Origin of the sequence: Luteibacter anthropi (assembly GCF_023699965.1) — a bacterium.
Taxonomy (GTDB): Bacteria; Pseudomonadota; Gammaproteobacteria; order Xanthomonadales; family Rhodanobacteraceae; genus Luteibacter; species Luteibacter anthropi.
In genome coordinates, this window is record NZ_CP077072.1 from 1,791,717 (window position 1) to 1,816,489 (window position 24,773).

Sequence of the window (24,773 nt, forward strand, 5' to 3'; positions counted from 1 at the left end):
GCTATTCTTCGGCGATCATGCGCATCTCCGTTGCCATCCTCACCTATAACTGGCCCCTCGCCCTGGAGCGAGTGCTCGAAGGCCTGGCTCGTCAGACCCGCCTGCCCGACGAGGTCATCGTCTCCGACGATGGCTCGCGTGCCGAGACACGCCAGATGATCGAGCGCGTGGCGGCCAGCTTCCCGACGCGGCTGGTCCACCTGTGGCAGCCGGACGACGGCGCCCGGATGAGCCGGGCCCGTAACCGGGCCATTGCCGCGGCCACCGGTGACTACATCATCCTGCTCGATGGCGACATGGTGGCCGAACCGCACTTCGTGGCCGACCACGAGGCCTTCGCCATGAAGGGATGCTACGTGCAGGGCTCGCGCGTGCTCAGCGATGAGCCGCTCACGCAACGCATGCTGGCCGATGGCTCGGTGAGAGCCACGTTCTTCTCCCCGGGTATCGAGCGACGCCGGCATACGTTGCGGCTGCCGTGGCTGGCGCGCCTGTACGCGAAGCCGGGTCGCAAGACGCGTGGCATCAAGAGCTGCAACATGGGTTTCTGGCGCGACGATCTGCTGGCGCTGAACGGCTTCAACGAAACCATGACCGGCTGGGGTCGCGAGGACACCGAGCTGGTGCACCGGGCGTATCACATGGGGTTGCAGCGTCGCGAGATGCGTTTCAGCGGGCTGGCCACGCACCTGTACCACCGCACGCGCAAGAACATCATCGACAACCCTAACGACCGCATTCTCGACGACACCCGCCGGCGCAAGCTGGTGCGCAGCGAACTGGGCCTCGATCAGTATCTTGCCGAATTCGCCACGCCGCCGCCCGATGTGCGAGCCGGATCAGTCAAACGAGTCTAGCGCCGCACCGAGGCGTGCCGGGAAGGCAATCTGGTTGGTGAGATACCACGCCCGGGCGTTGGCGCCGAGGGTGCGTTGCTCGTCATCGCCCATGGCAAGGGCGCGCTCGATGGCCTGTTCGAGTGCGGCTTCATCCACATGCCAGGTGCGTGCGAGATGGTAGGCCTCGCCTTCGCGGGCCGTTACGGGGATGCCTCGGTTCTCGTTGATCATCTGGTTCATGGGCGCGCCATCGCAGGCGATCACCACCGCCGCGCAGCTCATCGCCTCCACCAGGTAATGTCCCCAGCCTTCGGTCTGCGACAGGCACAGGTGAAAGGTATGCTCGTTCTGCAGCCGCTGCACATCTTCATCGGACAACCGTTCGCGGACGATGCGCAGGTTGGAGGCACCGCCGTCATCCTCGGCCGAAGGGCCGGCTCGCAGCACGGTGAGCAGTGGCCATTCGGGATGGCGCTTCCACACCTCCACCAGCGTGGCGGTGCCCTTCAGGTGGCTGGAGCCTGCGGCATGCAGGAACGACCGTGGCTTGCGTGCCACGGTGGGGTCGTGACGATCACGGCTGCGGAACCCGATTTCGATGGCCCGGAGTCCGCGGGACTCGAAGATGCGCGTGGCTTCGTGTGTCTTGGTGAGCAGTGCATCGTAGCGGGGCAGGTAACGCAGGCTGCGCGAGGAAACCCACTCGGGGTTCGGCATCAGCAGGTTGAGATCGGCCAGCCCGAAGCTGGCAGGGCGTACGTGTTCGAGCGAGAGGTTCACGTCGAAGCGGGCGGGGCGTTTTCCGAAGCTGAGCCATGAGCGCAGTTGCATGCGTGCACGCATGCCGCGAAGGCGCCATGCGCCGTCGTGCCGGCGTGAGCCCAGGCGAGTGACGGTGACCTCGTGACCCAGGTCGCGCAAGGCTTTCTCGACCACTTCGATGTCGTGGGAAAGGCCGCGCTGGTTGTCCCAGGCGAGCAGGTGTACGCGAGCCATTACGCCACCGCTCCGCTCGGCAGGGCGACACGCACCGGGCGTGCCGTTGCGAGCATGAAACCGAGCGTGAGGAAGAGGTAGACCGAATGCGGCATGGCCCGGTAGAAGACGTTGTCGGTCATGGCGGAAAGGGCATAAACGATGACCAGGGCGAGGCCGCCCGTAGCCAGCGTGGCCGTCCATTCGTCCGGGCTGCCGACGCGCCTTGCGAAGTGAACGACGGGCAGGACGAACAGCAGCAGAATGATGACCAGCAGCGGAAGGCCTCCGGCTGCGGCGGCCTCCAGGTATTCGTTGTGGGGGTGGTCGTACTTGGCGATGGTTTCAGAGGCCTCGCCCCGCGCGATTCGGGCCCGCGAATAGACGCCGAACTGATCCAGGCCTACGCCGGCGATCGGATGCTCGCTGAATGCGGCCAGTGCACCCTCCCACATGGCAAGGCGTTCCCGCACCGGACCGGCCGTGTTGTCCTTGCTGAAGGTGGATATTTCGCCGCTGACTTCGCCGAAGCGGTGAATGACCTTGTGGTCGAGCACGGTCGTGGTACCGGCGACACCCACGGCGAGGATGCCGATGAAGACCAGCGCACCACGCCAGTGGCCCGTGCGTCGCACATGAATGGCGATGACGACAAGCAAGGCCGGCACGAAGGCGATCATCGGCCCACGGCTCTGCGTGAGGATGGCGCCATAGGCGCCCACACCGACGGCGACGGCATGCAGCCAGCGCTCGAGGCGCGACACCTCCGGCTGGATAAGCCGGATGACGGAAAACAGCACCATGCACAGCGTGACCATGGTGAATTCGATGGCACTCCATTCGCCACCGCTGATGCCGTAGGCACGTTCGACGCCCATGACATGGTGTTGCACGATGCACGAGCCGCCCAGCACAAGCGTCACCAGGGCGAACAGGTTCCAGATGAGGCGCCAGTCCAGGGGAACGGTGAAGACGGCGGCGATGCCCAGGAACAGCAGCGTCTGCGCCGGGAGGTCGAGCTCTCCCCAGCCGAGCTTGTGCCAGGCGATGTTCGCGATGGCGTAGACGAAGCGCAGCAGGCATACCGCGACCATGGCCCTGGCCAGCCGGTAGCGAAGACGGGTGTCCGGCCTGCGCACGAGAAACACGATACCGGTCACCAGCAGGCCCAGCAGAAGCAGCGCCTTTGGCTTGTAGGGTACGGAAACGGCCAGGGGCACGAGGGCGACGAGGGCGCTCAGCAGGACGGTACGCCAGGTGTAACCAGGTTCGGCGGCCGTGGTGGCTGCGGTCATGCGTGTTCTTTCCATCAACGCCCGTCGGGAAAACCGCGGCCACGTGAATGCAGGCAGCCGTACGGTGCCGCCGGAGCCCGGCATGCGGGTCGATGTTACATCACCGGCCTGTCGCTTCGGATGACCATGCCGCTGATCTCGTTCAGTTGGCGCTCTTTTCCAGGAGGGCGTAATACATTCCGTCGAGGTCCCCGTCGCCTGGCAACACCTGCCAGCCGATGGCGGCCGGCTGGCCGGCGGGAAGGGCGACGGCTAGCACCGCTGCATCCGTGTGGTTGCGGAGAAAGGCTTCGATCACCCCTTCGTTTTCACATCGAAGGATTGAGCAGGTGACATAAAGCAGGCGACCGCCCGGGGCGAGCGTCTTCCAGCACGCTGCGAGGATGCGGGACTGTTGCGCCACGAGGGCGGCGATGTCCGCCTCCCTGCGGTGAAGACGGACATCCGGCCGGCGCCGGATGACTCCCGTCGCCGAGCAGGGAGCGTCAATCATGATCCTGTCGAAGGGCTGGTCGTCCCACCATGCACTCGTGTCGCCTGCGTCGCCCACGACGACCTCGGCATGCAGGCCCAGCCGGTCGAGGTTCTGGCGGATGCGCGGCGCGCGACGGGCATCGGCTTCCACGGCAAGCAGATGGACATCGGCTCGCTCAAGTGCGTGACACGCCTTGCCGCCCGGGGCGGCGCAGGCATCCAGCACGCGCTGGCCGTTCGTGAGGGCAAGCAGGTCGGCAGGTACCTGTGCCGCGCCATCCTGTACGGCGAAACGACCTTCGGCAAAGCCTGGCAAGCGGGTGACGTCGGTGCTGTGCGGAAGGACGAGGCCGTCGGCAAGCCAGGGATGAAGTTCGACCTGCTGTCCCGCGGCACGCAGCTCATCGGCGACGACGGTCCGCTCGGCACGCCGGCGATTCACGCGCAGCATGAGTGGCGGCTCGCGATTGGCCGCCGTCAGCACGTCGTCGGTCTGGTCGGGCCAGTCGCGGGCGATCGCGGCAGCCAGCCAGGCGGGGTGGGCGTGCCGGGTAGCGGGTTCTGCATCCAGGGCGGTAAGCAGGGTCTGGCGCTCGCGCAGCCATCGACGCAGCACGGCATTGGTGAGGCCGGCCAGCCGCGGGCGACGCAGTTCGCGCACGGCCTCCACGGTAGCCGCAACGGCGGCGTATTCGGCCAGTTCGAGGATTTCCAGCTGGACCAGCGCCGTGACCAGCAGGGCGTGGATCACCGGTTCGTTGCGACGGATCGGCTTGTCCAGCAGGCGATCAAGCGCCGCGTCGAAGCGAGGCCACCAGCGGGCGCCTTCGTTGAGCAGTGCGGTGAGCAGGGCGCGGTCGCGTGCGTCGGGCAACCGGGGCAACGCGCGGTCGGCCACTTCGCGCAGGGAGTGCCCGGACAGCGCGATATCCGCCAGCGCCTGTGCCGCCAGCGCGCGAACGGAAGGAGCCTTGCTCACGAAGCGGCCTTCCGCAGCTCCGGGCGAGCGTTGAGGTAATCGGCCGCACCGATGCGGCGCCCGCCATCACGCTGTACGGCCAGCAGGCGCAGGGCGCCGGCGCCACAGGCGATATCGATGCCCTCGCGCGACGAGGCGATCACTTCGCCTGGCGTGGCATGGCCTTCGGCTGCGATGGCGCGGGCCGACCAGATGCGCAGGCGCTCGCCAGCCACTTCGGCTTCGGCGACCGGCCAGGGGTCGAAGGCGCGGACCTTGCGCTCCAGTTCAATGGCCGGCCGGGTGAAATCGAGCTTCGCCTCGGCCTTGTCGAGTTTGTGGGCGTATTCGACACCCTCCCCGGCCTGCGTGCGCGGCACCAGCGTCTCACCGTCCATCGTGCGACGCAGGCCCTCGGCAAGAGCTTCGGCACCCAGGGCGGACAACCGGTCGTGCAGGCTGCCGCCGGTTTCGTCGGCGGCGATCGGCGTGCGCCGTTCGACCAGTACCGGGCCGGTGTCGAGGCCGGCTTCCATCTGCATGAGATCGACGCCGCTCTCGGCATCGCCCGCCAGGATCGCGCGCTGGATCGGCGCCGCACCGCGCCAGCGGGGCAGCAGGGAGGCGTGTACGTTCCAGCAGCCCAGGCGCGGGATGGCCAGCACCTTGCGCGGCAGGATCAGCCCGTAGGCCACCACGACCATGAGGTCGGGGGTGTAGGAGGCCAGCTGGTCACGGTCGGCCTGGGCCTTGAAGGATTCCGGCTGTTCCACGGGGATGCCGGCGGCGAGCGCGGCTTCCTTTACGGGACTGGCCGCCAGCTTGCGGCCTCGCCCCGCAGGGCGGTCGGGCTGCGTGTAGACGGCCACGACCTCGGCGCCGGCGGCGCGACAGGCTTCGAGGCAGGGCACGGCAAACTCGGGCGTTCCGGCGAACACCACGCGCAAGGGACGAAGGCCCATGCTCAGGCGCTGGCCTTGCGCTGTTTTTCCATCCGCTTCAGCAGCATGCCGCGCTTGAGCGGGGAGAGGTAATCGACGAAGACCTTGCCGGCCAGGTGGTCCATCTCGTGCTGGATGCATACGGCCAGCGGACCTTCGGCCTCGACCACGATCTCGTTGCCGTCCACGTCGTTCGCCTTGACCTTCACCTTGAGGGCGCGCGTCACGTCGGCATAGATGCCGGGGAACGACAGGCAGCCCTCCTGGTAGACCTGCTGGCCGTCCTTTTCGAGGATCTCGGGATTGATGAGCGCCAGGGCTTCGCTGCGGTCGTCGCTCATGTCGGCTACCAGTACGCGCTGGTGCACGTTGACCTGGGTGGCGGCGAGACCGACGCCGTTGGCGGCATACATGGTTTCGTACATGTCGGCGACGAACTGCTTCAGCGCATCGTCGAACGTGGTGACCGGCGCGGCCTTGGTACGCAGGCGCGGATCGGGGAATTCCAGGATGGTGAGGGTGGACACGGTGTCACCTTGATCGTTGCGTGGCCCACTGCGGCGCCCTTGGCCCGCAAAATGCGGGCAAGTCGGCGAAATCCAAGCAGATGGACCTTGTAGGATGGCCGCCTATTCTACGCGTGAGCGGCAGGCCGGGCGAGCGGTCTGCGTAGTGCGCGCGTGGTCGATTCAGCTAAACTCGCCACAGCACCGGGGAGGGGGAAATCCCACCATGATCAAGAAGTTCGCCATGCTGCTGGGCGGCATGTTTTTTACCGTGGCCGTCTACGCGGCCGCATCCCAGCTGCGCCCCGGGCATCCCGATACCTACACGGTCCGCAAGGGCGACACGTTGTGGGCCATTTCGGCGAAGTTCCTGAGTAAGCCATGGCTTTGGCCTGAAATCTGGCAGGCCAATCCGCAGGTGGGCAACCCTCACCTGATCTATCCCGGCGACGTGCTGAACCTGTCCCTCGATGGCACGAATACGCCGCGCATCGGCCTGGAGCCACGTGTGCGCCCGGAGGGAGAGCCCATTTCGGCCATTCCCCTGGCGAATCTGCGTACCTTCCTCAAGGAACTGAGGGTCATGAGTGCCGACTCGGTCAAGCGCGCGCCCTACCTGGTGGGCTTCGAGGAAAACCGCCTGCGCGCCGCGCCCGGCAACAAGATGTATGCCCGCAAGCTCGACTCGGCACAGCCGGGCCAGCGCTGGGCCATCGTCCGACCCACCCAGCGTTTCCGCCAGCACGAGGGGCAGGGCCATGTGGATGAACTGACCCGGCCGGGCCAGGGTTCCTTCGTCGCCGACGAACTGGACGACGATGTCACGGCCTATCCCTCGCCCTGGATGGAAGACACCATCCACGATACCCACTGGGGCACCGGCCAGGATCGTGGCGTGGAAGTTTCGGTGATCGGCACGGCCGAAGTGATCGCGACCAAGGGTGACGTGGCCAGCCTGGTACTGGTGGATTCGACGCTGGAAGTCCGCAAGGGCGACCGCCTGATGCCGGTCGACGACAAGCCTTACGACCCGTATTTCTACCCGCATGCGCCGAAATCGATGCCGGCCGATCCGCGTGTGATCGCCTTCAGCGATGCCAAGAATGCCGTCGGCGCCATGCAGGTCGTAGCCATTTCGGCCGGTTCGGCCGACGGCGTCGACAACGGTACGACCTTCACCATCATGGCGCAGGGTGACAGCATCGCCGACGACGTGGGGGGCAACACCTACCGGCGCGACAGCTCGCCGTCGGTCCAGTTGCCCGACGAGTTTGCCGGGCACCTGATGGTCTTCCGCACCTTCGACCATGTCAGCTACGCCCTGGTGATGGACGCGCTCCGTCCGGTTCATCGTGGCGACCGCCTGTCGCTTCCTGAGTGAAGCGCTTCGCCTGCGGGCAAGGCTGACCCGTTGCGCCGGCCTTGCGCCAGTCCCGTGGCGGCTGGCGCGGGTGCCCCGGGTGGCCCCGGGCTCGCCTAGACTGGCCGGATGACCGATTCCACCGATCTCCGCGACTGGCTCGTTTTGCTGCGTACCCCGGGGCTGAGTGCCCGCCGCCTGCGTGAAGGCCTTGTCGTGCGCGGCGGGGCACGTCCGCTGCTGGCCTGGCTGCAACGGCACGAAGAAGCCCTCGACGAAGACGGGCGCCGCTGGCTCGCCCATCCCGACGAAGCGACCCTGGAAGCCGACCTGGCATGGATCGAGGGAGCCGGCCACCGCCTGCTCCGCTGCATCGACGAGGACTTCCCGCCCCAGCTGGAAGCCATGCCCGATCCCCCGGCAGCGCTGTTCGTGAAGGGCGATGCCTCGCTGCTGCTGCACCCCCAGGTGGCCATCGTAGGCGCCCGGCAGGCGCAGGCTCCCGGACTGGCCAACGCCGCCCGGTTTGCGAGCGAGCTGGCAAGCGGCGGCCTGCTGGTGACCAGTGGCCTGGCCGACGGCGTGGACGGGGCGGCGCATGCGGCGGCACTGGACGCCGGCCAGCCCACCATCGCGGTGATCGGCACCGGCCCCGACCGGGTCTACCCGCGCAAGCACCATGCCCTGGCCCGACGTATCGCGGAGCAGGGTGCCATCGTCAGCGAATATCCGCCCGGCACGCATGCCCAGGCGTTTCACTTCCCGCAGCGCAATCGCATCATCGCCGGCCTGTCGCTGGGCGTGCTGGTGATCGAGGCGGGGGTGAATTCCGGCTCCCTCATCACCGCCCGACAGGCGGGGGAGCAGGGCCGGGAGGTGTTCGCCCTGCCAGGTTCCATCCACAACCGGCTGGCCGAGGGCTGCCATGCCCTGATCGCCGACGGGGCGAGGCTGGTCCAGCGTCCCGATGAGATTCTGGCGGCACTGGCACCGGCCGCCATGGAGCTGGGCGCCGAGCTGCGCCGCCGGCTCGATCCCCCGGCCGCGGGGGCGCCAAAGGCCCGGAAAGGGCCGTTCGACTGGCGCCAGGATGAGGAATATCGCCGCCTCCTCGACGCCATGGGTTACGATCCCGCTTCTTTGGACACCCTGGTGGGCGTCACCGGTCTATCCCCCGGAGCCCTCTCCTCGATGCTGCTGATGCTGGAGCTCGAAGGCGAGATCGCTACGTTGCCCGGGAACCGCTACCAGCGCGTCGTCTGATCGCCACGGCTTGACAGCCATCCCGGCGATATGTTTCCAACTAAATATATACACACGCTAGGGTCCACTCTGGTCCCTGGCGATATTCCGGAATCGATCAGCGCATGGCAAAGAACCTCCTCATCGTCGAATCGCCCGCCAAGGCCAAGACGATCAACAAGTATCTGGGCACGGATTTCCAGGTGCTGGCGTCGTATGGTCACGTCCGTGACCTGCGGCCGAAGGAGGGCGCGGTCGATCCTGACCACGGCTTCGCGATGGCCTACGAGGTCATCGACCGCAACGAGAAGCACGTGGATGCCATCGCCAAGGCGGCCAGCAAGGCCACCAGCATCTACCTCGCGACCGACTTGGATCGCGAAGGCGAGGCCATCTCCTGGCACATCAGCGAGATCCTGAGGGAGCGCGGCCTGCTCGAGGGCAAGGATGTCCAGCGCGTGGTGTTCAGCGAGATCACGCCCAAGGCCATCAAGGAGGCCGTGGCCAACCCGCGCAAGCTGTCCCACGACCTCGTGGATGCCCAGCAGGCCCGCCGCGCCCTCGACTACCTGGTGGGCTTCAACCTGTCCCCGGTGCTCTGGCGCAAGGTGCAGCGCGGCCTGTCGGCCGGTCGCGTGCAGTCTCCGGCCCTGCGCATGATCGTCGAGCGCGAACTGGAGATCGAAGCCTTCAAGGCCCGCGAGTACTGGACGATCCAGGCCAGCCTTACCCACCAGGACGGCGCCTTCGAGGCCCGCCTGGTCAAGCTGCACGGCAAGAAGTTCGAGCAGTTCGACCTCACCAACGAAACCGACGCCCTGGCCGCCCGCTCTGCCCTGGAGAAGGCTGCCGGTGGCCGCTTCATCGTGGGCGAGGTCACCAGCCGCGAGCGCAAGCGCCGCCCTGCGCCGCCATTCACCACGTCCACGTTGCAGCAGGAGGCCGCCCGCAAGCTCGGCTTCTCCACCAGCCGCACGATGCGCGTGGCCCAGGGCCTGTACGAGGGCGTGTCCCTCGGCAGCGAGGGCAACGTGGGTCTCATCACCTACATGCGTACCGACTCGGTGGCACTGTCGGACGATGCCGTGGCCGAGCTGCGCGACCTGATCGGGCGCGAATACGGCAAGACCGCCTTGCCGGACGCCGTGCAGGTCTACAAGTCAAAGTCCAAGAACGCACAGGAAGCCCATGAGGCGGTGCGTCCGACCTCGGCCATGCGCATTCCGCGCAGCGTCGCCTCGTTCCTCAACGACGACCAGCGCAAGCTTTACGAGCTGATCTGGAAGCGCACGGTCGCCTGCCAGATGGTCCACGCCACGCTCAACACCGTGTCGGTGGAGTTCCCGGTCGACGACTCGGCCTTCCGTGCCACCGGCACCACCGTCATCGACCCGGGCTTCCTGGCCGTCTACGAAGAGGGGCGCGACCAGAAGGGCGAGGACGACGAAGAACAGCGTCGCCTGCCGCGCCTGACCCAGGGCGATGTCGTGCCGGTGTCGGCCATCGCCGCCGACCAACACTTCACCGAGCCGCCGCCGCGCTATTCCGAAGCCAGCCTCGTGAAGGCGCTCGAGGAATACGGCATCGGTCGCCCGTCCACGTATGCCAGCATCATCCAGGTGCTGCTGAGCCGCGAGTACGTGTTGCTCGACAGCCGCCGGTTCAAGCCCACCGACGTGGGTCGTGCCGTGAGCCAGTTCCTTTCGGGCCACTTCACGCAGTACGTCGACTACGACTTCACCGCCCGCCTCGAAGACGAGCTCGATGCGGTGAGCCGTGGCGAAGAGCAGTGGGTGCCGTTGTTGGAGCGCTTCTGGCAGCCGTTCAAGACACTGGTGGACGACAAGACCGAAAGCGTGGATCGCAGCGAGGCCACGGGCGCGCGTGAACTGGGCGCGGATCCCAAGTCCGGCAAGCCGGTGTCGGTGCGCCTGGGCCGCTATGGCGCCTATGCGCAGATCGGCAGCAAGGACGACGAGGACAAACCCACCTACGCCAGCCTGCGCCCCGGCCAGAGCATGCACACGATCACGCTCGACGAGGCCATGGAGCTGTTCAAGCTGCCGCGCAACCTCGGTCAGGCGGAAAACGGAGAGGACGTCACCGTCGGCATCGGCCGTTTCGGGCCTTTCGTGAAGCAGGGCAGCACCTATGCTTCGCTCAAGCCGGAAGACGATCCGTACACCATCGAACTACCGCGCGCGACGCAGCTGGTGCAGGAAAAGCTCGAGGCCATCGCCAATCGCATCATCCTGGATTTCGGCAACGACGTGCAGGTGTTGAACGGCCGCTACGGCCCGTACATCACCGACGGCGAGAAGAACGCGCGCATCCCGAAGGATCGCGATCCGAAAACGCTCACCGAAACCGAATGCCTGGAACTGCTGGCCGCCGCTCCGGTGAAGAAGCCGCGTGGCGGCAAGGCCACGAAGAAGTCGGCCAGCAAGAAGTCGGCCAGCAAGAAGGCGGCGGCGAAGAAGGCGCCGGTGGCGAAAAAAGCGGCGGTGAAGAAGACGGCGACCAAGAAGGCCGCAACCAAGAAAACGGCCGCCAAAAAGACGGCCACGAAGAAAACTGCGACCAAAAAGACGGCGGTAAAGAAGGCGGCGGCGAAGAAGGCCTCCACGAAGGCGGCCACTCCGGCGGCCGAGTGACATGCGTCGCTTTGATCGTTCCTCCGTCGGCGATGCGGCCGTCTTCCTTCGCGAAGGCGGCGTGCTGGCCTATCCCACCGAGGCCGTGTTCGGCCTCGGCTGCGATCCGCACGACGAGGCGGCACTGAATCGCCTGTTCGCGCTGAAGGAGCGCCCGCCCACCCAGGGTGTGCTACTCATTGCCGCCGACTTCGAGCAGGTGCGGCCGTACATCGACTTCGGCCGGGTATCCGATGAGGTGCTGGCGCAGGTACGGGCGTCATGGCCCGGTCCCAATACCTGGATATTCCCGCGCAGCGCCCACGTTCCTGCCTGGGTGGCTGGTGCGCACGATGGCATTGCCCTGCGGGTGACGTCCCACGAGCCCGCTGCGGCGCTTTGCCAGGCCTTTGGCGGGGCGCTGGTGTCCACCAGCGCCAATCCCCATGGACAGCCGCCCGCGCGCGATGTGGCGACGCTGGAACGGTATTTCGGCGAACGGCTGGAAGCGGCGCTCGACGCGCCGCTGGGCGGCCTGGATCGCCCCAGCACCATCCGCGACGCCCTGAGCGGGGCTATGATCCGCACCTGAGGGGGAGGGCGCCATTGTCGATCGTCTATGAATCATCCGGGCGTGCTGCCGCGCCCCGTCTGCCGTTGCTGGCCGGCCCGCCGTCGCGTGTGGTCGCGTGGAGGGATGGCCGCGCCGTGTCCGCTGGCGAATTTCTTGCTCACGCGCAGCGGGTGGCGGCGAGCCTGCCCGATGCCAGCGCTGCGGTGAATCTTTGCGAAGACCGCTACGCCTTCCTCGTAGCCTTCGTTGCGTTGATCCTACGAGGTCAGATCAATCTTCTGCCGCCCTCGCGCGCGCCCCATGCCGTGGACGAAGTGATGGCGCAGCATGCCGGTGCCTACGCCATTGGCGATCTGGCGCTTGCGCCGGCGCCCTTCGGCTATGTGCGCATGCCGACGCTGCACGAAAGCGTGCCAGCCTATGGCGAGGTGCCCGCCATTGCCGCCGATGCCATCGTCGCGATTGGCTATACCTCCGGTTCCACCGGGCGTCCCAAGCCCAACGTGAAAACCTGGGGGGCGTTCGTCGCCAGCAATGCAGGCAACGAACGGATGCTGCGCAAGGTCATCGGCGACGGCTTTCACAGCGTTGCCACCGTGCCGCCGCAGCACATGTACGGCATGGAGACCTCGGTGCTCATGCCCTTGCTGTCCGAAGTCGGCATCCATGCCGGCCGCCCGTTCTTTCCTGCGGACGTGGCCGCCGCCCTTGCGCAGCTGCCGGAGCCGCGGGTGCTGGTGACCACGCCGGTACACCTGCGCGCGCTCGTCGAGTCGGGAGTGGCGTTTCCTTCCCTGGCGGCGTTCGTATCGGCCACCGCCCCCATGCCACGGGAACTGGCGATGGCGGCCGAGGCCCGTTTCGGTGCGCCGCTGTACGAGGTGTTTGGCTCGACGGAAACCTGTGTCTTTGCCAGCCGGCGCACCTCGACGGACGACGACTGGCTGCTTTACGAGGGCGCTTCGCTGCATCCGCAGCCCGATGGCACGCAGGTCGAGGCACCGCAACTGGCGGAGCCGATCGTGCTGGCCGATATCGTCACGCTGCATGACGAGGGCAGGCGTTTCCGGTTGTGTGGCCGCAACACCGACCTGCTGGAGATCGCAGGCAAGCGGGCCTCGCTGGGTGACCTCAACCGGCGCCTGCTTGCCATCGAAGGCGTGCGCGACGGCGTGCTGTTCCAGCTCGACGAGGCCGACACCTCCGGTATCCGCCGCATCGCCGGGCTGGTGGTCGCGCCCGGTCTCGGTGAACAAGATGTGCTGAACGCCCTGCGCAGCGCGGTCGATCCCGTCTTCCTGCCGCGCCCCCTGCGCTTCGTGGCCGAATTGCCGCGTAACGAAACGGGCAAGCTGCCCAGAGGCGCCCTCCTGGCCCTCATCCACCCCACCCTGTAGGAGCGCGCCTGCGCGCGACCGGTAAAGCCGTAACGCATCCGAACGACAGACCCCGTCGTGCCCCGGTCGCGCGCAGGCGCGCTCCTACAGGTGGGCGGGTAGAATGGGCGATTACCCGGCCTGGAGTCCCCTCATGAAAGTCCTCGTCATCGGCAGCGGCGGTCGCGAACACGCGCTGGCCTGGAAGATCGCGCAGTCGTCGCGCGTGGAAGAGGTGATCGTGGCGCCGGGCAATGCGGGCACCGCCACCGAGCCGAAGCTCCGCAACGCGGCCGTGGCCGTGACGGACATCGATGGCCTCGTGGCCCTGGCGAAGGCCGAAGGCGTGAGCCTCACCGTTGTCGGTCCGGAAGTGCCGCTGGTCGCCGGTGTGGTCGACCGCTTCACGGCCGAAGGCCTGCGCTGCTTCGGTCCGCGCGCGGCCGCCGCGCAGCTCGAAGGCAGCAAGGCATTCGCCAAGGATTTCCTGGCCCGCCATCGCATTCCCACGGCGCACTATGCCGTTTTCACCGAACTGGCCCCGGCGCTGGCGCATGTGCGTGAAACGGGCGCCCCGATTGTGATCAAGGCCGATGGCCTTGCCGCCGGCAAGGGTGTCGTCGTGGCAATGACCTTGGAGGAAGCCGAAGCGGCGTTGCAGGACATGCTTGGCGACAAGGCCTTCGGCGATGCCTCGTCGCGCGTCGTCATCGAGGAATTCCTCGATGGCGAGGAAGCCAGCTACATCGTCATTGCCGACGGCAAGCGTGCGCTGCCGATGGCGACCAGCCAGGACCACAAGCGTCGCGACGATGGCGACAAGGGTCCGAACACCGGCGGCATGGGCGCGTATTCACCGGCGCCGGTAGTCACCGACGAGGTCTCCGCCCGCGTCATGCGCGAGATCATCGAGCCCACCCTCGCCGGCATGGCCGCCGATGGCGCGCCTTTCACTGGATTTCTCTACGCTGGTCTCATGATCGACAAGAGCGGCGCTGCGAAAGTCATCGAATTCAACGTGCGTTTCGGCGACCCGGAAACGCAGCCGATCATGTTGCGCCTGAAGTCTGACCTGGTCGATCTGATCGAAGCCGCGCTTGACGGTGACATCGGTCGCGTAGAGGCAGAGTGGGACGAGCGTCCGTCGCTCGGCGTGGTGCTTGCTGCGGGCGGGTACCCGGGCAAGGTACGGGCCGGTGACGTCATTACCGGTGCCGATGTAGATGTCGGTGCGGACGTGAAAGTGTTCCATGCGGGTACCGCCACCGATGGTGAGGGTCGTCCTGTGACAGCGGGTGGTCGCGTGCTGACGGTGTGCGCCCTGGGCGATGATCTCGGTGCCGCGCGTGAGAAGGCTTATGCGGCGGTGGAACGCATCCATTTTGCCGATGCGTTCCACCGTCGTGATATCGCTCATCGTGCATTGTCGCGTTGAGCGAGGGTCAGGCCATCACAGTCCGTGGTGGATCGGTAGCACCTTCCATCGCTCGTCGGTGCCCACGGCCTTGTAATTGGTGGTGCCCCATGCCCAGTGGCTTGGCAGGGGGAGCAAGGTAACCACGCCGCCCGGGTTGGGAATGATGTCGTTACTCGCCGGGGCGGCCGGATATGCGCCCCAGGGCGGTAGCAGCGGATGAAACCTGTTGGGTGGCGTGACCTCGTGCAGGTTCGCGTCGAACGATGCGTTGGGCGAACCGTCGCGCAGGTGCAGGCGCCATTCGTTGCCGCCGTTCAACTCTGAATAGAGCCGGTCGGCTGACCATTTCCATTTTTGCCCCAGCCTGCTCTGGCAGGTCTGGGCGGAGATGGCTCCGTTCTCCGGGTTGGTCGTGAGGCATTTGCCGCTGCCACGATTACGATAGGTGTGATCTTCCGCAAGAAACCATTGCTGATGGGCGCCATGGGTGCCGCTTTCGCACGATTGCATGATGACGTCCGGCCTGTCGCTGTCCGACTGAGCCAGGCACAGGCCCTTGTTTCCAGACATGGATTGCAGGCGAACGGTAGGTTGCCGTGTCAGGAAGGGCGAATCCAGATCGATGCGCAAGGTCAGGTTGATATCCGACTCGTGGTGATCGTTCTGCTCCCTGGCCGGATGGGACTGTCCCCACGGCGGACGGCCGCTGCGATCGGTGTACAGCCGGTTGCGAACGGTGCTTCGGGTCGTGATGTCGAGCACACCGTTCCAGTCACCGGGCACGATCCAGTTTGAGATGGTTTGTAGATGCGCCACTTCCATCATGGGCGTGGCCTTTTCCATGGAAAAGGTTTTCGTTCCGAACCAGTTGTCGCTCTCGTAGATGCTCCGGGCGAGATTGAAACTCCAGAAAACCTGTCGCCCCCCATCAGTGGCAAGCGGTGTCGTAGCCGCCACGCTGTAATCCTTGAGCGTCATGGTGACCGATTGCGTTCTGGTCTCAGTGTCTGCCTGGGGAAACAGGACAGGGAGCTTTGCAATGGCGCCACTTGGACCGGCCGCGAGCCCGCTGAGGAAGTCTGCGATCTGACTCGGGATGTTCGACCCTTCCGATACCGGGGTACTGATACTCCACGAATGAGCCTGAGCGGTTGGACCGGATGCCGTGGGTTCATACATGCCGAGGCCCACCTTGACCGTGTCACCGACGGGCATGACGGACGTCAGGACGTTATAGCTTGCCGGAATCCACAGGTGCGTCCCTTTACTGACGTTGCCGTCCTTGCCATCGACATAGGCTCCGCTCAGGACGGGCTTTTGTACGACGGAGGTTTTGACGGTGATGATTTTCCTGTCGCCACCTGCAACGTCGCGTGTCACGGTGATGGCGTAACCGATTTCCCTGCCGCCGGCGAAGGCCTTGCTCTGATTGATCTGAGCCGACGGTTTGTAGAGATTGCTCGTCAGGGATGAGCCGACAAGCTGGTTGGCGCCGGGATCGAACTGGCGGGAAAACGGTGATCCGGTGGTGCCGGGCCGCTGGTGGGTGATGATCCAGTTGCCCAGGAAATCCGCCGCTTCGGCCGGTTCCATGTCGTCGGTTACCGAGCCGACTTCGAGCTCGCCGTCGACGGACCGGTGGTAAATGGATCGCAGCGTATCGGACTGGAAGCCGAAGGTACGGGTATCCACGGGATGACTGGTGTCTTTGTTCGTCAGCAGGATGAAGAATCCTGCATCGAGTGCCTCGTTGACCTGTGTGCGGACGTCGGCATGCACCAGTTCACTCTCGTCGAGCCATACGAGGTTCTGTTTCAGGTTTTCCCTGATCCAGGCCTCGGCGTGTTGAGGCGTAGAGCCAGGGCTGAGTGCGGCCGAGAGGGCTGCCGGGGATGGTGCGGTTGAGATAGGGGCCGCTTCGGCTTCTGCGAGATGGGGAGTCTGCAGGAACAAGGCGGTGACGACGGCCAGGGTAAGGTATCGATGTTTCATAGCCAATCCTTTGGCGTGGGGGTGGGTAGGCTTAGATTGCCTACATCGCCCGGTCACGACTGTAGGTGAACTCCTAAAGTGAAGGAGGGCTCGGCGCCTACGCTGTAGGGTGCATGATGGCTACGATAGGGCGTGGGTTAACGCGATGGCGAACCTTCCGGATAAAAAATGAGGCGACGCCACCATTGATGAACGCCGCCTCGTGCCCGGGCATGACGGATGATGCAGGGGCTGCTCGTCAGCCGGTGAGCTTAACGACTTGAATCGACGGGAACCGGCTGCCAGCGCTCGTCATTGCCTATGGCTTTGTAGCTGAGCAGGCCTTGCGATATCGGGGGTGAGGTTCCGACAAGGGCAGGCACCACATCGCCCTGGGTAGGCGCGTGCGGATATGACGACCATGGCTTCAGCAATGCATGAAACGGATTGCTGGGGGTGTTCTGATGTCTGACAGGGTCGAAGATAGTCATGGGCTTTCCGTCACGCACATAAAGGCGCCATGCGCCGCCATCCATGAAACGGGAGTGGATTCGGTCGGCGCGCCATTCCCATTGCTTGTTGAGCATGGCGCCATCACATGCCTCGGCTACGGCACCTCCGCCGAGTACATCGGCGGCGAGGCACATGCCGCTCGCACGATTGCGATAAGTACTGTCGTTATCCAGATACCATTGCTGTTCGGGCATCACATCGCCCGAGGTGCATGATTCCAGCGTGATCGCGGGTTTGTCCGTGTGCTTCTGGGTGAGACAATCGCCATTGCCGGATAGCGACTGAAGCCTGACGACCTGCTGCCGGGCGAGTTGTGGCGTCGCCATGTCCACTTCCGTGAGATGACTGACCTCAGATGTCGGGTCGCGCTCCACGAAGTTGGCGCCGGCTTGACCGTTTCGGGTGCGCGAGTCAACGCGACTGTTTGTCCAGATGTATACCGGACCTTCATAGTTGCCTGGAATTCGCCATTCCGACACAACCTCGATGGCAGCCTGCCGCATCATGGGTGTGAACTTGGCGAGGTTGTAGAGCCAGCCTGGACCAATGCGATAGTGTGAATACGAGTACCACAGGTCGTTGGCAATATCGGGAGCAAGGCGGAACGCCCACGCTGCCACCTGCGAGTAGTCGGTTCTGGTGACGAAACTATCCGTGAAATAATCTTTCAGCGTCATGCTGACGGTACGCTCGGTCGACTTCTCAAACCCGCTCGTGAAGCTGATCGGTAGCTTGCCCAGGGAAAGGCCGCCATCCTTAGCCAGGGGGCCATTGGTTTCGACCCCGGTTCCTATACCGATACTGGTATTGAAGCTGATCTTGTCCTGTATCGTGCGGTCGGTAGCACCATCGGATCGCGGCGCCTGACGGACCAGCCTTACCTGGTCGCCAGGCAGTCCCGGCGCCACGACTTGCGTCCAGACGTGGTAAGCGTCCGCCATGCTCAGGGCTATGCCATATTCGTGCTCCGGCTCGTCAAAAGGCCAGACCAGGCCGGCGTAAGAAGGCCGCTGCTGGACGGTGGAGCGGACGAGAATGACCTTCTCATCCCTGTACCGGTTGACATCACGTACGACCACGATGTCGTGATGGATGCTCCGGTTCCCCTCGAAAGCGTCACCATCGCGTATCTCGATGTGCGGTACATAGGCGGAAGATGGAAGGCGGGCATCCTCCGCATTTGCGGCCAGACACCCTGTAGTGGCGAGTGCGGCCAGAATGGCCCTGGGGGTTTGCAAAGTGGGCATGATCGCTCCTTGATCGTTGTTTGGGGCATGCAGTCTCCGGCGCCATGGCCACGGCGTCTGTCGGTGTATGCCTTGCCGTGATGCCGGACCTCTGGGATACACTGCTTCCAAACCATCAGGCTGCGCACGGCATGTCCCAGTTTTCCCTCCTTGGCAAGCGCCGGTTCGCGCCATTCTTCTGGACCCAGGCACTAGGTGCGTTCAACGACAACGCATTCCGTAATGCGATGGTCATGCTCGTGGCCTTCCAGATGGCACTTTCGGACAAGACGGTGTCGCTTTACACCAATCTTGCGCCGGCGCTGTTCATCCTTCCGTATTTCCTGTTCTCCGCCACGGCGGGGCAACTGGCCGAGAAATTCGAGAAGGCCCGGATCATCCGTTTTGTTAAGTTGTTCGAAATCCTGGCAATGGCGATCGCCGCCGTTGGCTTTTTCACGCATCATGTTTCGCTTCTGCTGGTGGTGCTGTTCCTGATGGGCATGCATTCCACGGTGTTCGGTCCCATCAAGTATTCCATCCTGCCGCAGGCGCTTGAGCGTAGCGAACTGGTAGGGGGCAATGGCCTCGTGGAGACGGGTACGCAGCTGGCCATGCTCATCGGCATGATCGTCGGCAATTCGCTCATGCTGATTCCGAGCTACGGGACACTGGCGGCATCGGCGGCGACCATCCTCATTGCCCTGACGGGTTACCTGGTCTGTCGCGCCATTCCGGCTGCTCCGGCCACGGCACCCGATCTCAAGTTCAACTGGAATCCGGTCAGCGAAACCTCGCGTGTGCTGAAGATCACGCATGAAGACCGCGCCATCTGGAATGCGGTGCTCGGCATTTCCTGGTTCTGGTTCTTCGGCACGGTGATGGTGGCGCAGCTGCCGAACTACACGCGTCATATCCTTGGCGGCGATGGCTCGGTCAATACGCTGGCCCTGACGTTGTTCTCGCTGGGTACCGGCATCGGTTCGCTCCTGTGCGAGCGCCTGTCGGGGCGTCGCGTGGAGATCGGCCTTGTGCCGGTGGGCGCCTTCGGCCTTACCGCGTTTGCCGTGGATCTTTTCTTTGCCCATCCCACGCTTCCCGTCGGCGTGATGCTCGACTGGAAGGGTTTCCTTGCCGCGCCGGGTGCATGGCGCGTGGCATTCGATCTGACGATGATCGGTGCCTTCGCGGGTTTCTACGTCGTACCGTTGTTTGCCTTTGTGCAGAGCCGGGCACAGCGCGACAAGCTGTCGCGCATCATCGCCGGCAACAACATCGTCAATGCGTTGCTGATCTGCATTGCCTCTGGTTTCGGTATCGGCCTGACACTGCTTGGCCTGGATGTGCCGATGATCTTCCTGATTACCGGCCTCATGAATATCGCGGTGGCCGTGTACATCTTCACGCTCGTGCCTGAATTCATGATGCGGTTCATCACCTGGGTGCTGGTGAATACGCTTTATCGCGTGCGGGTGGATGGACTGAAGAACGTTCCGGATGAAGGTGCCGCGCTCGTGGTGTGCAACCACGTCAGCTTCATGGATGCATTGATCCTGATGGCATGCGTGCGCCGTCCGATGCGCTTCGTGATGTACTACAAGATATTCTCCATTCCCGTGCTCAACTTCGTGTTCCGCACGGCGAAAGCGATTCCCATCGCTGGCCGCAGCGAAAACGAAGCCTTGATGGAAGAGGCGTTCGAGAAGATCGATCAGGCGCTGGCTGCGGGAGAAGTCGTCTGCGTGTTCCCCGAAGGGGCGTTGACGAAGGATGGCTCGATCGCACCCTTCCGGCCTGGCGTCGATCGCATCCTGGCGCGTCGCCCGGTACCCGTGGTGCCGCTGGCCCTGCGGGGTATGTGGGGAAGCATCTTCAGCCGTCGCGACGATGCGCTGCATCGTGCCCGCCTGCCGCGCCGGTTCTGGTCGCGCATCGAGCTGGTGGGTGGCGCGGCGCTACCCGCGGGCAGTGCGAACGCCGTCGTGCTGGAACAGCGCGTGGTCGAACTACGAGGCGACAAGGCCTGAGGCGAAGCCTCAGGCGAACCACGCCGCCAACACGATCACCGCGACCACGGCCAGCCACACGATCAGCACGCGGCGTATGACGCGGCGTGCGTCTTCGAGTTCCGCGATGGGGTCGCTTACATCCTGCACGTAGCCGTCGCCGGCTTCCACGTCGGCATCGACACCTGCGCGGGCGACGGCGCCGAGGAAATCCGGTTCCAGGCGCGAGCGCGGGCTGCCGGAATGACGATGCCAATGGCGCCACGCGCCGACCACGGCATCGAAATCGGAAACGAGTGCCATGGCGAACACCATGAGGTGCGCGGGGATCCAGTCGAGTGCGTCGGCGAGGCGTCGCGCCGCAGAGCGTGCGTCGCCATCCAGCGGAAGCGATGCGTCGCGGCCCAGCAACTGCGCCAGCCGGTAGCCGAGGGCACCGACGGGGCCCAGGACGAAGAACCAGAACAACACGCCGAAGCGACGACGCAGGGCAGCGTAGAAGGTTGCTTCCACGAGTGCCGGTGCAAACCACGGCAGGGGCTGTTCGTCCTGGCGCAGGGCGGCCACGGCCTCTTCGCGGCGAAGCGTGTCGGGGGCATGCAGGACGGCATCGAGGTCCATCTCGATTTCGCGCGGTCCCAGCGCATAGACCAGCACGAGCACCGCGAAGACAAACCAGGCAATGTCGAACAGGGGCAGGGCGCGGAGGATGCCGCCGATGATGGCGCAACCGATGACAGGCACGAGCAGCACCACCGCCACGCGACCCGCGCCGGAGAGATCGCCCAGCCGGCTCACCCAGGCGCGGAACCAGCGATCGTCGCGCCAGCGGGCAAGCTGGGGCACGCTCCAGACGATGACCAGGGCGATGAGTACGGCGAAGAGGCGTAGGGCCATGACGATGCAGTCCGCGTGTCGATGGCCCGATTGTAGGCGAAGGGCGCCGGGCTGTGGATCAGCGGCGGGGCGTGGCTGAAACCAGTTCATCGAGGCTGACGCCTCGTTCTGCAAGCCAGTGCTCAATCAGTCGGTAGGACACCGATAGCGGTGGCGGTACGCCGAGCGTGCCGTTGGCCATGCCTTCGACGATGTCGGCCACGGTGAACCAGCGGGCGTCTTCCAGTTCGTCGTCACGCAGGCGGATGTCGCGGTTCTTCGCGGTGGCGGTGAAGCCGACCATCAGCGAGGCGGGCAGTGGCCAGGGCTGTGAGGAATGGTAGGTAGCGTGCAGTACCTCGACGCCGGATTCCTCGCGTACTTCGCGTTTCACGGCGTCTTCCAGCGACTCACCGGGCTCGATAAAGCCAGCCAGCGTCGAGTAGCGCCCCACGGGCCAGCCGCGCTGCCGGCCGAGCAGGCAGGCATCCTCGTGTTCGACGATGACGATGATCGCCGCGTCGGTACGAGGGAAGTGCAGGTGGGGCTCGTCCGGATTCGTGCACTGCACCCGGTGCCCGGAAGACACCACCATCGTCGGCGCGCCACAGAGGCTGCAAAAGCGCATCTGTCGCTGCCAGTGCGTCACGCCCTTGGCGAAGGCAAACAGACCGGCCTCGAAGGCGGGAAAGGCCAGGCCGGCCTCGCGCAAGCCGACGCGACGCGCTCCGGTGAGGGCGACGAAGATCTCCACGTGGGCCTCGTCGAGCACCAGCGCGAACCAGGCGGAATCGCGGGCAAGGCCCAGAAAGGTGGCAGGCACGTCGCCGAAGCGTTCGGCGCGCATGTTCGACGACATCCACTGCGGCAGGTCGGCACCGGTGAGGGCCATGGCGCGGCCTTCGGTATCGAGCACCAGGAAGCGGGTATCCGCTGCGCGTTCGGTTTCTTCCACCCACAGGCGGTCGTCGCGGCGTTCGGCCATGCGATCGATGTCGACGCCTGCGAAGACGTTCTCGCGGGCTTCCGCCGCCACGGCCTTGTCGCGATCCATCCGTGCGCTCACGCCCGGTGGCTCAGGCGCTGAAGGACGAGCCGCAGCCGCAGGTCGTCTTCGCATTGGGATTGCGGATGACGAACTGCGAGCCGCTGAAGGATTCCTTGTAGTCGATCTCTGCGCCCGTGAGGTACTGGAGGGAGAGCGGATCGACGAGCAGGGTGACACCGTCGCGGGAGATGGCGAGGTCGTCCTCGGCCTGGTCTTCGTCGAAGGTGAAGCCGTACTGGAAGCCCGAGCAGCCGCCGCCGTTGATGTACACGCGCAGCTTGAGCGACGGATTGCCTTCTTCTTCGATCAGCTCATGCACCTTGCGAGCAGCGGCCTCGGTGAAGATCAGGGGTGCACCGGCCGACCGGTAGTCCGGCGCGGCGGCGGTGGGAGCCATGGGGAAGGGGTTGTTCATGCGCCCATAATGGCGCCGATCCGTGACAGGTCAAGCCTTGGTCAGTGCCCGGGTGACCTCGGTGGCGCTTTCGGCGAGCTGGCGCACGGTGGGCGGCGCCCGATGGATCATCCGGCCGTTCACCTTCGCGCCTGCTGCCATTTCCAGCACCTGGTACTGCACGTCGCCCTCGATATGGGCCAGCGGCGCCAGTTCCAGGCGGTCGCGGGCTTCGACGTCGCCCGTGACGCCGCCGTTGATGACGGCGTGTGGCACGTCCACGCGCCCGACGACACGCCCGGTCTCGCTGATGGTGAGAATGCCATCACCCTCCGCCCGTACGTTGCCCTCGATGGTGCCGTCCAGGTGCAGCGCGCCACGGAAGTCGATATCACCACGCAGGACGACGCCCTGAGCGATCAGGCTGGTGGCGGCGGGGCTTACGGCGGGTGGCTGGGTCTTGCGGTTACTGCCGAACATCGTTGGCGTCCTCGTTTCGGGTGGCGTCGGTCCAGGCGATCGTGGTGTCCACGGATTCGCCGCCGGGCACGGCGGCGACCAGTCGCAGCCGTGCCGGCTGGAATCCGGCGGGCAAGGTGAAGCTGGTCTGCACCTGCTGGAAGTATTTGAAGGAGAAGGGCTGGTCCACGAGGTCGCCGGACTGACCGAGGGCCGCACCTTCGAGGGTGACGACCTTGCTCGCCTGGATGCCTTCCACGCTGAGGTGGAGGGTGCCTTTCACCAGCTCGCCGCGGCGGGCGTTCTGGGTAAGCGTCACGACCAGGTTCCAGGCCTGGGGGGAGTCTTTTACCGGCGTGCCACGGGCGCCCTGGATGCGCAGGCCCTGGCGCTGGCTGTCGCCGCCGACCAGCCGGGAGTAGAAATCCAGATCGGTGCGCAGGCCGCTGATTTCCTCGTCGCGCTCGGCGAGGTTGCGTTTCAGCTCGCGGGTGGCGACATCGCCGACCTGGGCATCCCGCTGGAGATTGGCCACCTGCTGGCGGAGGTCTTCGGTTTCCGTGGCCGTGCGCTGCGCATCGCCATGACCGGCCGTGTTGGCTGGCTTGCGGCCGCCGTACCAGGCGCCCAGCAACAGGGCCGCCACCACGCTCACGGCCCAGCCGCCTCCCAGCAGGAGGCGCCGGCGGCGTTCGCGGGCCGCGTCGTCGAGCGTACGCACGACGAACCGTGGCGGATGGCGTGGGGCCATGGACGGGTCCGTGGATGAAACGTGAAGGGCCGATGGTATAGCCCTTGTGTTTCGGAACGGTCAAGGAACCGTGCCGCAGACCCGGAAACAGCAAGGCCGCCTTGCGGCGGCCCTTCTGAGATCAATCGTGGTTGATCGATCCGACCTTGCTGAGCATGTAGCGCTCGGGGCCGATGTCCTTGATGAGGCTGAACTGGGTTTCGAGCCAGTCGATGTGCTCTTCTTCCTGGCCAAGGATGAACTTGAACAGGTCGCGGCTCACGAAGTCGTGGATGCCTTCGCTGTAGGCGATGGCTTCACGCAGGTCCTTCGTGGCGATCATTTCGAGATCGAGGTCGCCCTGGAGGGCCTCGACCACGTTCTCGCCGATGCGCAGCTTGCCCAGGTGCTGGAGGTTCGGCAGGCCGTCGAGGAAGAGGATGCGCTCGATCAGCTTGTCGGCGTGCTTCATCTCTTCGATGGACTCTTCGTACTCGTGCTTGGCCAGCTCGTTGTAGCCCCAGTCCTTGAACATCCTGTAATGCAGGAAGTACTGGTTGATGGCGGCCAGCTCGTTGTAGAGCACCTTGTTGAGGTATTCGATGACCTTCGCGTCGCCCTTCATATGGGGTCTCCCTGGATAAGCAGGGTGCGACTATACGTCGCCCGGAAAGACGATGACGTAACGAGAATGAAGACGGTTTGCGTCCGCGCTACGCGGTGTGCCGACTCAGGCCGGGGTGGGGAGGAAGCTCAGTACGGAGCGGGTCTCGGCCACGGCCTCGCGCAGGCACTGGCGGGCTTCGGACTCGCAGGCCCCGCAGCAGTCGGAACAGCCGGTACGGGCCTGGAGTTCCGAAAACGACTCCACGCCCTCGGCCGCGGCGCGGCGGATGGCGTGGTCGGTGACGGCATTGCACATGCAGATGTACATGGCGCGCATTCGAACGCGAATGCGAA

22 protein-coding genes are annotated in these 24,773 nt (G+C 65.2%); 8 read left to right on the forward strand and 14 right to left on the reverse strand.

Annotation, left to right across the window (positions count from 1 at the left end; all coding sequences use genetic code 11):
• The first annotated feature begins 17 nt into the window (after positions 1-17).
• Positions 18-857, forward strand: coding sequence for a glycosyltransferase family 2 protein (locus KR767_RS08000; RefSeq protein WP_250878747.1), 840 nt, complete (start codon positions 18-20; stop codon positions 855-857).
• Here the strand turns inward: KR767_RS08000 and KR767_RS08005 are convergent.
• From KR767_RS08005 to def, 5 genes are all read right to left on the reverse strand, one after another.
• On the reverse strand, positions 840-1,835 hold the full coding sequence (locus KR767_RS08005) for a glycosyltransferase (RefSeq protein ID WP_250878748.1): 996 nt from the start codon (positions 1,833-1,835) through the stop codon (positions 840-842). The genes KR767_RS08000 and KR767_RS08005 overlap by 18 nt on opposite strands.
• Positions 1,835-3,109 carry an O-antigen ligase family protein gene (locus KR767_RS08010; RefSeq protein ID WP_250878749.1) on the reverse strand — a complete coding sequence of 425 codons (1,275 nt, stop codon included), beginning with the start codon at positions 3,107-3,109 and terminating at the stop codon, positions 1,835-1,837. Before KR767_RS08010 ends, KR767_RS08005 begins: the two co-directional genes overlap by 1 nt.
• Before the next feature lie 142 nt (positions 3,110-3,251).
• Entirely contained in the window at positions 3,252-4,562 is a 1,311-nt protein-coding gene (gene rsmB / locus KR767_RS08015; RefSeq protein WP_250878750.1) for a 16S rRNA (cytosine(967)-C(5))-methyltransferase RsmB, read from the reverse strand.
• A complete protein-coding gene (fmt, locus tag KR767_RS08020) occupies positions 4,559-5,503 on the reverse strand; it encodes a methionyl-tRNA formyltransferase (RefSeq protein ID WP_250878751.1) in 945 nt (314 codons plus the stop codon). Before fmt ends, rsmB begins: the two co-directional genes overlap by 4 nt.
• A 2-nt stretch (positions 5,504-5,505) precedes the next feature.
• Positions 5,506-6,009 carry a peptide deformylase gene (def, locus tag KR767_RS08025; protein ID WP_250878752.1) on the reverse strand — a complete coding sequence of 168 codons (504 nt, stop codon included), beginning with the start codon at positions 6,007-6,009 and terminating at the stop codon, positions 5,506-5,508.
• 205 nt (positions 6,010-6,214) lie between these two features.
• Here def and KR767_RS08030 point away from each other — a divergent pair, with 205 nt between their 5' ends.
• The 6 genes from KR767_RS08030 to purD all read left to right on the forward strand — a co-directional run bounded on the left by KR767_RS08030 (position 6,215) and on the right by purD (position 14,608).
• Positions 6,215-7,369 (forward strand): LysM peptidoglycan-binding domain-containing protein, encoded by a 1,155-nt coding sequence (locus tag KR767_RS08030; protein ID WP_250878753.1) that lies wholly within the window; start codon positions 6,215-6,217, stop codon positions 7,367-7,369.
• Between the two features lie 108 nt (positions 7,370-7,477).
• Positions 7,478-8,611, forward strand: coding sequence for a DNA-processing protein DprA (gene dprA / locus KR767_RS08035; RefSeq protein ID WP_250878754.1), 1,134 nt, complete (start codon positions 7,478-7,480; stop codon positions 8,609-8,611).
• A 104-nt stretch (positions 8,612-8,715) separates the two neighbouring features.
• Positions 8,716-11,244 carry a DNA topoisomerase I gene (locus KR767_RS08040; RefSeq protein ID WP_250878755.1) on the forward strand — a complete coding sequence of 843 codons (2,529 nt, stop codon included), beginning with the start codon at positions 8,716-8,718 and terminating at the stop codon, positions 11,242-11,244.
• A 1-nt stretch (position 11,245) separates the two neighbouring features.
• A complete protein-coding gene (tsaC, locus tag KR767_RS08045; protein WP_250878756.1) occupies positions 11,246-11,815 on the forward strand; it encodes an L-threonylcarbamoyladenylate synthase type 1 TsaC in 570 nt (189 codons plus the stop codon).
• Positions 11,816-11,829: 14 nt separating this feature from the next.
• On the forward strand, positions 11,830-13,194 hold the full coding sequence (locus KR767_RS08050) for an AMP-binding protein (RefSeq protein ID WP_250878757.1): 1,365 nt from the start codon (positions 11,830-11,832) through the stop codon (positions 13,192-13,194).
• Between the two features lie 133 nt (positions 13,195-13,327).
• Positions 13,328-14,608, forward strand: a complete 1,281-nt coding sequence (gene purD, locus KR767_RS08055; RefSeq protein ID WP_250878758.1) for a phosphoribosylamine--glycine ligase — start codon at positions 13,328-13,330, stop codon at positions 14,606-14,608.
• 15 nt (positions 14,609-14,623) lie between these two features.
• On the opposite strand, the gene KR767_RS08060 is transcribed toward purD, so the two are convergent.
• Both KR767_RS08060 and KR767_RS08065 read right to left on the reverse strand, forming a co-directional pair.
• A complete protein-coding gene (locus KR767_RS08060; protein WP_250878759.1) occupies positions 14,624-16,582 on the reverse strand; it encodes a ricin-type beta-trefoil lectin domain protein in 1,959 nt (652 codons plus the stop codon).
• 251 nt (positions 16,583-16,833) lie between these two features.
• Positions 16,834-18,321: an RICIN domain-containing protein gene (locus KR767_RS08065; RefSeq protein ID WP_250878760.1), complete on the reverse strand. Its 1,488-nt coding sequence runs from the start codon at positions 18,319-18,321 to the stop codon at positions 16,834-16,836.
• A gap of 131 nt (positions 18,322-18,452) precedes the next feature.
• Here KR767_RS08065 and KR767_RS08070 point away from each other — a divergent pair, with 131 nt between their 5' ends.
• Positions 18,453-20,327: an MFS transporter gene (locus KR767_RS08070; RefSeq protein WP_250878761.1), complete on the forward strand. Its 1,875-nt coding sequence runs from the start codon at positions 18,453-18,455 to the stop codon at positions 20,325-20,327.
• Positions 20,328-20,336: 9 nt separating this feature from the next.
• On the opposite strand, the gene KR767_RS08075 is transcribed toward KR767_RS08070, so the two are convergent.
• The 7 genes from KR767_RS08075 to KR767_RS08105 form a co-directional block, all read right to left on the reverse strand.
• Complete coding sequence (locus tag KR767_RS08075) at positions 20,337-21,203, reverse strand: cobalamin biosynthesis protein (protein WP_250878762.1); 867 nt, start codon at positions 21,201-21,203, stop codon at positions 20,337-20,339.
• 58 nt (positions 21,204-21,261) lie between these two features.
• Entirely contained in the window at positions 21,262-22,248 is a 987-nt protein-coding gene (gene nudC, locus KR767_RS08080) for an NAD(+) diphosphatase (protein WP_250878763.1), read from the reverse strand.
• Between the two features lie 10 nt (positions 22,249-22,258).
• Positions 22,259-22,645 (reverse strand): iron-sulfur cluster insertion protein ErpA, encoded by a 387-nt coding sequence (erpA, locus tag KR767_RS08085; RefSeq protein WP_166946117.1) that lies wholly within the window; start codon positions 22,643-22,645, stop codon positions 22,259-22,261.
• A gap of 30 nt (positions 22,646-22,675) precedes the next feature.
• Complete coding sequence (locus KR767_RS08090; protein ID WP_166946119.1) at positions 22,676-23,104, reverse strand: bactofilin family protein; 429 nt, start codon at positions 23,102-23,104, stop codon at positions 22,676-22,678.
• Positions 23,091-23,834, reverse strand: coding sequence for a DUF6776 family protein (locus KR767_RS08095; protein WP_250878764.1), 744 nt, complete (start codon positions 23,832-23,834; stop codon positions 23,091-23,093). The genes KR767_RS08090 and KR767_RS08095 overlap by 14 nt, the downstream gene beginning before the upstream one ends.
• A gap of 121 nt (positions 23,835-23,955) precedes the next feature.
• Positions 23,956-24,438 (reverse strand): bacterioferritin, encoded by a 483-nt coding sequence (bfr, locus tag KR767_RS08100; RefSeq protein WP_166946123.1) that lies wholly within the window; start codon positions 24,436-24,438, stop codon positions 23,956-23,958.
• A gap of 105 nt (positions 24,439-24,543) precedes the next feature.
• A complete protein-coding gene (locus KR767_RS08105) occupies positions 24,544-24,756 on the reverse strand; it encodes a (2Fe-2S)-binding protein (RefSeq protein ID WP_166946126.1) in 213 nt (70 codons plus the stop codon).
• Positions 24,757-24,773 lie beyond the last annotated feature (17 nt).